The sequence below is a fragment of the Streptomyces solincola genome (assembly GCF_002982015.1).
Classification (GTDB): Bacteria; Actinomycetota; Actinomycetes; order Streptomycetales; family Streptomycetaceae; genus Streptomyces; species Streptomyces solincola.
The window spans coordinates 1-5,250 of the sequence record NZ_PVLV01000524.1; the positions used below are offsets into that span (position 1 = coordinate 1).

Here is a 5,250-nt window from a genome sequence, read left to right on the forward strand (position 1 = left end):
CCCGCCACGGAGCACCGGTCCGGGTCCGCCACCGTATGCCGTCTATCAGCTGCCGCCGCGTCCACACCTGCGGCCGGCCCGGCTTGATGCCCGTCGGCAGCAGAGGCTCAAGCCCAGCCCACTGGCCGTTCGTCAGATCCCCACGTCCCACAGGACGTGATCATCACCGAACAAGATCCACTTTCGCAACAGACCCTAGCAGGCCCGCCTCCGCCTGCTCGGCCGAGAGCTGCACGGTGCCGCGGTGAGACACCTCCACCTTGTAGAACTTCTCACCCGTCGGCACGTCGTCGACCGAGATCGCGAACGTGCAGTGGCCAAGGACGTCGTCCTTTTCGCCCAGCCCCAGGAACCCGGTGGCAATCACGTCTCCGTTGGCGCCGTAAACGGTGACGCTGGTGCCGGCGGCGATGTCGTCGTAGCCACTGTTCGCACGGCCTTCGCATCCTCCGACAGCGTCGCCGGCGACTTCGTCACGCAGCACGAACTCGCCGGTCATGGTGAAGCTTGTGGGCTTGGTGGCGGCGGCAGGCTTCGTGAGAGCCCGGCTGCTGGCGGTAGCAGGTCGTTCCGTCCGCTGGGCTGTGACGAGCCAAGCTCCGCCGACGGTCGCCGCTCCCATGACGAGGCCGATCGCACCGGCGATGAGCGGCCTCACCGGCTTACGGGGCCCAGCCGCCGGTGGACCCTCCACCGACGGCTGCGGGCTCTCCGGCGACGGGGCTGGCGGGCTCGGGGGTGGTGGTGGCAGTGCGTCGTCGGTCATGGTCCCCCCATGGTCGGCGTGTGAGCGCGGGAGTGCGGGTCAGAAGTTGCCGTTCGAGAGGATCTCGCCTCCGGCGTCGTAAACGGTGACCAGGCCGTTTTCCGACTGCTTCCACTCGGCGAAGATGGAGGCCAGGAGCTTGCCGTCCTTCGCATGGGGTCCGAGGAGTCCGCCGGTGTAGTCGGTGTGGATCTCCGCGGAGTCGAGCACGTTGTTCTGCTCGTCGGCACCCTGGACGCGGACCACGTGGTCGGCGGCCTGCTTCTCCGCGGAGGTCCCGTTGGTGCGGATGAACTCCTGGAACTCGGCACCCTGGGTCTTCTTCGGCTGCTCGGCAGGCTTGGCGTCCGCCTTGGCAGGCTGTCCCTGCTGCCCCTCCTGCTTGACCGACTTCTCCGAGTCATCCTTCTTCACCTTGGCCGGGACTTCGCCGGCTGCGGGCGGCTTGGCGGCTGTGTCGCCCGATCCGCCGACAGCGGCACCGATCCCGCCGATGACGACGAGGGCGGCGATGGCACCGAGGCAGCCGAAGCCGACCAGCTTGCTCTTCCCCGCCTTCTTCGGCTGCTGCGGAGGCGGGGGGACTGGCCAGCCGGGCTGCTGGGGCTGACCGTAGGGCTGCTGGGGCTGACCGTAGGGCTGCTGGGGCTGACCGTAGGGCTGCTGGGGCTGACCGTAGGGCTGCTGGTAGTTCGGCGGCTGGTTCACGCGGATCTCCGGACGGCGCTCGAGAGATGAAGTTGGTGCGAAGGAAGCGTGAACGTACCGCGTACCGGACGGTTACCTAAGGACTTTGATGAATTACCGTCAGAAACGTTCTTCGCGCCTCCTGCCCGCCGCACCCCCGGGTACGGCGGGCAGGAGCCCTTCCGAGGACGGCGCCGTGCGTCGTGGCGGGTCAGGCCATCGGCGGCGGGACGATGAAGCCGCGCTGCGGGCCGCTCGGCGGTCGGTGGACGGCTGCCGCGAGGGCGGCGAGGGCGACACCGGTCACTTCACGGCGGGCCGCGGGGTCTGCCTGGTCGTACACGCTCCAGGCGCCGCCCGGGCGGTCCGGGTCCACCGGGGCGACCACCCCTTCGATCCCATGCCGGCGTAGGACCGCGTCCACGATCCGTGCCTCAGCCGCGTCCATTCTCTGCCCCCTCTCCACGGTGCGCCGAGCCTACTCGCTGCGGCCGCCCGAACCGGCCGATTCGTCCCCGCCACCACTGCCACCGCCGTGGGTGGCGCAGTTGCCGGGGTTGATCGGCCCGCAGCCGCCGGGCCGGGGGGTGTGCATGCCCGGCGTGCCGACCGGCACCAGTGCGCGCCTCGGCTCCGTCCACAACTCGACGTCGACCATGTACCCGGCCTGCTCGATGAGCGCGACCGTACGGGTCAGGACGTGCGGATCGTCCCGCCCGGGCTCGGGCCGCTCGGGGACGTGGTGGACGAAGTGGCCGAGCCCGTCGCACAGTCGGCGGTAGAGCCGGGTGTGCAGGATGAGCGCGTGCCACCCTTCGTCGACCACGTTGGACGGGGCGATACGGGTGGTCGGGAAGGCTGCCCCGGCAGCCACGAACTTCAGGGCTTCCGCGGTGATGCGGCTGGCCGTAGCCTCGTCCATACCGGGGTTGTTGTCGATCACTGTGGCGACGACACCCCGGAAGCCTGCGGTCGTGAGCAAGTCCCTGGCGTTGGGCATGTGTTCCTCCTCTGTGGGGTTCTCCATCCCGTCCCGGTGTCCGATCACCGGGACGGGCCTTGCGCCGTACTCGCAGAGGGTTCCGGGCGGGGCCCGTAGCGTCCCGGCGGGTACGGAGTCGAGGTGGCCGGAGCGAGTGCGAGCCGGCCGAGAACGGTGAGGGTCAGCAGCGCGGCGGCGACGACGGCAACAGCCATGGACAAGGCGCGCCACACCGTCCCGTCGCGCTCACCGGGCACGGGCGGCCCTGCTGTGATGGCGTTCCAGGGCGGCGAGCTGGCGGCGCTCGGCGGCGGTGGCGTTGCGCAGCCGCTCGCCCAGGGCCGGCAACAGCGTGCCGCCGGGACGAGCCAGGCGCGCGAACGTCCCACGGATGTCCACCACCAGGGCGACCATGCCGCGGTTCCGGTCGTACACCACGTCACCCATCCGGACGCGGCACCCGGTCGGCGGAGGTACGGGACGGCGGCGCAGCGGCGGGGTGGTCATCGGCCGAGCCTCTCGCGACTACGCCGGTTGACCTCCGCCAGCGCGGGCCGCAGACGGTCCAGCGGAGGCAGCGGCGACCCGTGCGGCAGTGGTGGCTTGCAGCGGTGGCAGGTGCACCGCCGCGCACGCTCGGCCGCACCCGGCAGGTACGGCTCGCATTCGGTGAGGGCGCCGCAGTCGGCCCCGTCGTCCATGTCGGCCACAGCGCCCTCCAGTCGCACGTTCGACAGGCCGGCCGTCGAACGCTCGGTACCGGTGGCCCCGGCGCGGTCGGCGGCCGCACCGGTCCAGCAGTCGGAAAGCAGCGACGGCTCCAGTTCGGCAGCCTGTTCCTCGGGGCTGCGATCGGTGCCCCAGCGGCGGAGCGCGGCCTCGACGGCGAGCAGCATGGTGCGGTCCGGCACGGTGGTGACCGCTACCGGGGCGGCACCGGGGTGGGCCAAGACCCAAGCGGGGACCGGCACCCGGGTCCCCGGGGGAAGCGGCGCGCGGCGGGCACCCGACTGATCTGCCGTCCTCACGTTCAATCTCCCGTCTGTCACCGGTCGTTGGTGCATGCACTACGCAACCGGACGGGTACGCAGAGCGGTACCGTGGGAGAGGAACGACGGGTAGAAACAGTGGAAAGTGCGACCGGGACGGGAGTGCAGACCATGACCGAGCGGACCCCGAACACGGGGCTGGCCGCCTTACTCGCAGCCACCGGGTGGACCCAGTCCCAGCTCGCCGGCGCGGTGAACCGCGTGGCCAGAGAGGCGGGGCGACCTGGTGGCTGCGACAAGCACAACGTCTCCAAGTGGCTGGGCGGCACCGTGCCGAGGGCGGCCGTCCGGCCCCTGGTGCTGGAGGCGCTGGCGCGCCGGCTGGGGCGGCCCGTGACGTACGCCGAGGCGGGATGGCCCCCGCCCGTGGCCGGATCGGACCCGGCAGTGCCGGGCGCCGAGGACACTGTCGAGGGACTGGTGTCCACCGGAAGGGCAGACATGGACCCTGCACGACGAACGGTGCTCGCCGCCTCGCTGTACTCGGCAGCCTTGCCCGTCCCCTTGTTCCGCGACCTGTCCGAGCAGACGGAGTCGGCGGCGACCGGGCGTACCACTCGCATCGGCCCCGGCGAAGTGGCCACGGTGCGCACCATGACGGAGCGCATCGCCGGCATCCTGGACGAGCTGGGCGGCGCCCATGCTCGACCGATGGCTGCCGCGTTCCTGGTGAACACCGTCGGCCCGTGGCTTCGGGCGAGCGCGAGCGGTTCCGTACGGCGGAGCATGCTCGCCGCCGCATCGGATCTGGTGTACCTGACCGGCTGGATGGCGATGTACGAGCGCGACCACGGGCTCGGTCAGCGCTACTACCTCCAGGCTCTGGAGTTGGCCGGCGCCGCCGAGGACCACGTCACGTACTGCCGGACGCTGCGCGGGATGGCGCTTCAAGCGGCCAACCTCAAGCACGGCCGCCGGGCCCTGGAGCTGGCCGACAGCGCTGCGGAAGCGGCGCCGGCCGGCGGCCCGCGGCTGCACGCCTTCCTGGCCGGGCAGCAGGCGCACGGTGCGGCTCTGGTCGGCGACCGCCGACAGGCCTTCGCGAGACTGCGGGAAACCGAAGCGGCCCTGTCCCGCGCGGACGACCGCCGTGACCACCTGGGCGGCTACGACCTGGCCGCGTACCACTTCCACGTGTCCAGCGTCGCGTACGCGCTGGGAGACGTGCCCGCCTCCGTCCGGGCGATGCAGGACAGCAATCGCGTACGTCCGCCGGTCGAGCGGCAGGGCCGGGCGCACGCGACCGGCCTTCTCGCTCAGCGGCAGATGGAGATGGGGCACATGGACGCGGCCTGCGAGACCTGGGGGCGCTTCCTGGACGACTACGAAGGGCTCTCGTCGTCTCGTGCGGACGAGCACTTCGACGTCCTGGCGCGGCGGCTGCGGTCGCCTCGCACACCGGCCGCACGGGAGCTGCGGGAGCGCGCGGCCGACATCGCGCTGCGCAAGGCGACCGCTTAGTCCGCGACCACCTGGTCCCTCTCGATCGGAGGGACCAGCACAAAGCCCCCACCGGGAGAACCCGGTGGGGGCTTTGACGTCTGTGGACCTGTGGGGATTTGAACCCCAGACCCCCTCGATGCGAACGAGGTGCGCTACCAGACTGCGCCACAGGCCCTTGCGACGTGGGAAACATTAGCACCCCGAACGGGGTACGACGAAATCCGATCCGTGCAGGCCGGAGGGACGGTCACTCGTTGGCGGCGCGGGGGCGGTCCTCGTCGGCGTACTGGTCGAAGAGGGGGGTGCGGCCGGCGGTGCGGGGC

The 5,250-nt window shown here is 71.4% G+C and carries 8 protein-coding genes and 1 tRNA gene; 1 reads left to right on the forward strand and 8 read right to left on the reverse strand.

The annotated features are described in order from the left end of the window. The 7 genes from C6N75_RS26280 to C6N75_RS26315 all read right to left on the reverse strand — a co-directional run. Positions 1 to 151, reverse strand: a 151-nt coding sequence (locus C6N75_RS26280) for a transposase (protein ID WP_146132682.1), incomplete at its 3' end; no start/stop codon positions are given. A 12-nt stretch (positions 152 to 163) separates the two neighbouring features. After that, positions 164 to 499, reverse strand: coding sequence for a hypothetical protein (locus C6N75_RS30960; protein ID WP_181160624.1), 336 nt, complete (start codon positions 497 to 499; stop codon positions 164 to 166). A gap of 306 nt (positions 500 to 805) precedes the next feature. After that, complete coding sequence (locus C6N75_RS26290; RefSeq protein ID WP_258177623.1) at positions 806 to 1,474, reverse strand: hypothetical protein; 669 nt, start codon at positions 1,472 to 1,474, stop codon at positions 806 to 808. 190 nt (positions 1,475 to 1,664) lie between these two features. After that, positions 1,665 to 1,901, reverse strand: a complete 237-nt coding sequence (locus C6N75_RS26300) for a hypothetical protein (protein ID WP_105871370.1) — start codon at positions 1,899 to 1,901, stop codon at positions 1,665 to 1,667. 30 nt (positions 1,902 to 1,931) lie between these two features. Further along, the gene (locus C6N75_RS26305; protein ID WP_105871371.1) at positions 1,932 to 2,453 is read right to left on the reverse strand and encodes a glycine-rich domain-containing protein; all 522 of its coding nucleotides are present in this window, start codon (positions 2,451 to 2,453) and stop codon (positions 1,932 to 1,934) included. Between the two features lie 228 nt (positions 2,454 to 2,681). Next, a complete protein-coding gene (locus tag C6N75_RS26310; RefSeq protein WP_105871372.1) occupies positions 2,682 to 2,942 on the reverse strand; it encodes a hypothetical protein in 261 nt (86 codons plus the stop codon). Continuing rightward, positions 2,939 to 3,331 carry a hypothetical protein gene (locus C6N75_RS26315; RefSeq protein WP_146132683.1) on the reverse strand — a complete coding sequence of 131 codons (393 nt, stop codon included), beginning with the start codon at positions 3,329 to 3,331 and terminating at the stop codon, positions 2,939 to 2,941. Before C6N75_RS26315 ends, C6N75_RS26310 begins: the two co-directional genes overlap by 4 nt. Positions 3,332 to 3,595: 264 nt before the next feature. Between C6N75_RS26315 and C6N75_RS26320 the strand changes: the two genes are divergently transcribed. After that, positions 3,596 to 4,945: a hypothetical protein gene (locus C6N75_RS26320; RefSeq protein WP_105871375.1), complete on the forward strand. Its 1,350-nt coding sequence runs from the start codon at positions 3,596 to 3,598 to the stop codon at positions 4,943 to 4,945. Positions 4,946 to 5,028: 83 nt separating this feature from the next. Here the strand turns inward: C6N75_RS26320 and C6N75_RS26325 are convergent. Beyond that, positions 5,029 to 5,102, reverse strand: a tRNA-Ala gene (locus tag C6N75_RS26325). Between the last annotated feature and the right edge of the window lie 148 nt (positions 5,103 to 5,250).

Coding starts and splice junctions, on each gene's coding strand:
- C6N75_RS26315 (WP_146132683.1), bottom strand. CDS start 3,331: ATGCTGCTCGCCGTCGAGGCCGCGCTCCGCCGCTGGGGCACCGATCGC.
- C6N75_RS30960 (WP_181160624.1), bottom strand. CDS start 499: ATGACCGGCGAGTTCGTGCTGCGTGACGAAGTCGCCGGCGACGCTGTC.
- C6N75_RS26310 (WP_105871372.1), bottom strand. CDS start 2,942: ATGACCACCCCGCCGCTGCGCCGCCGTCCCGTACCTCCGCCGACCGGG.
- C6N75_RS26305 (WP_105871371.1), bottom strand. CDS start 2,453: ATGCCCAACGCCAGGGACTTGCTCACGACCGCAGGCTTCCGGGGTGTC.
- C6N75_RS26300 (WP_105871370.1), bottom strand. CDS start 1,901: ATGGACGCGGCTGAGGCACGGATCGTGGACGCGGTCCTACGCCGGCAT.
- C6N75_RS26320 (WP_105871375.1), top strand. CDS start 3,596: ATGACCGAGCGGACCCCGAACACGGGGCTGGCCGCCTTACTCGCAGCC.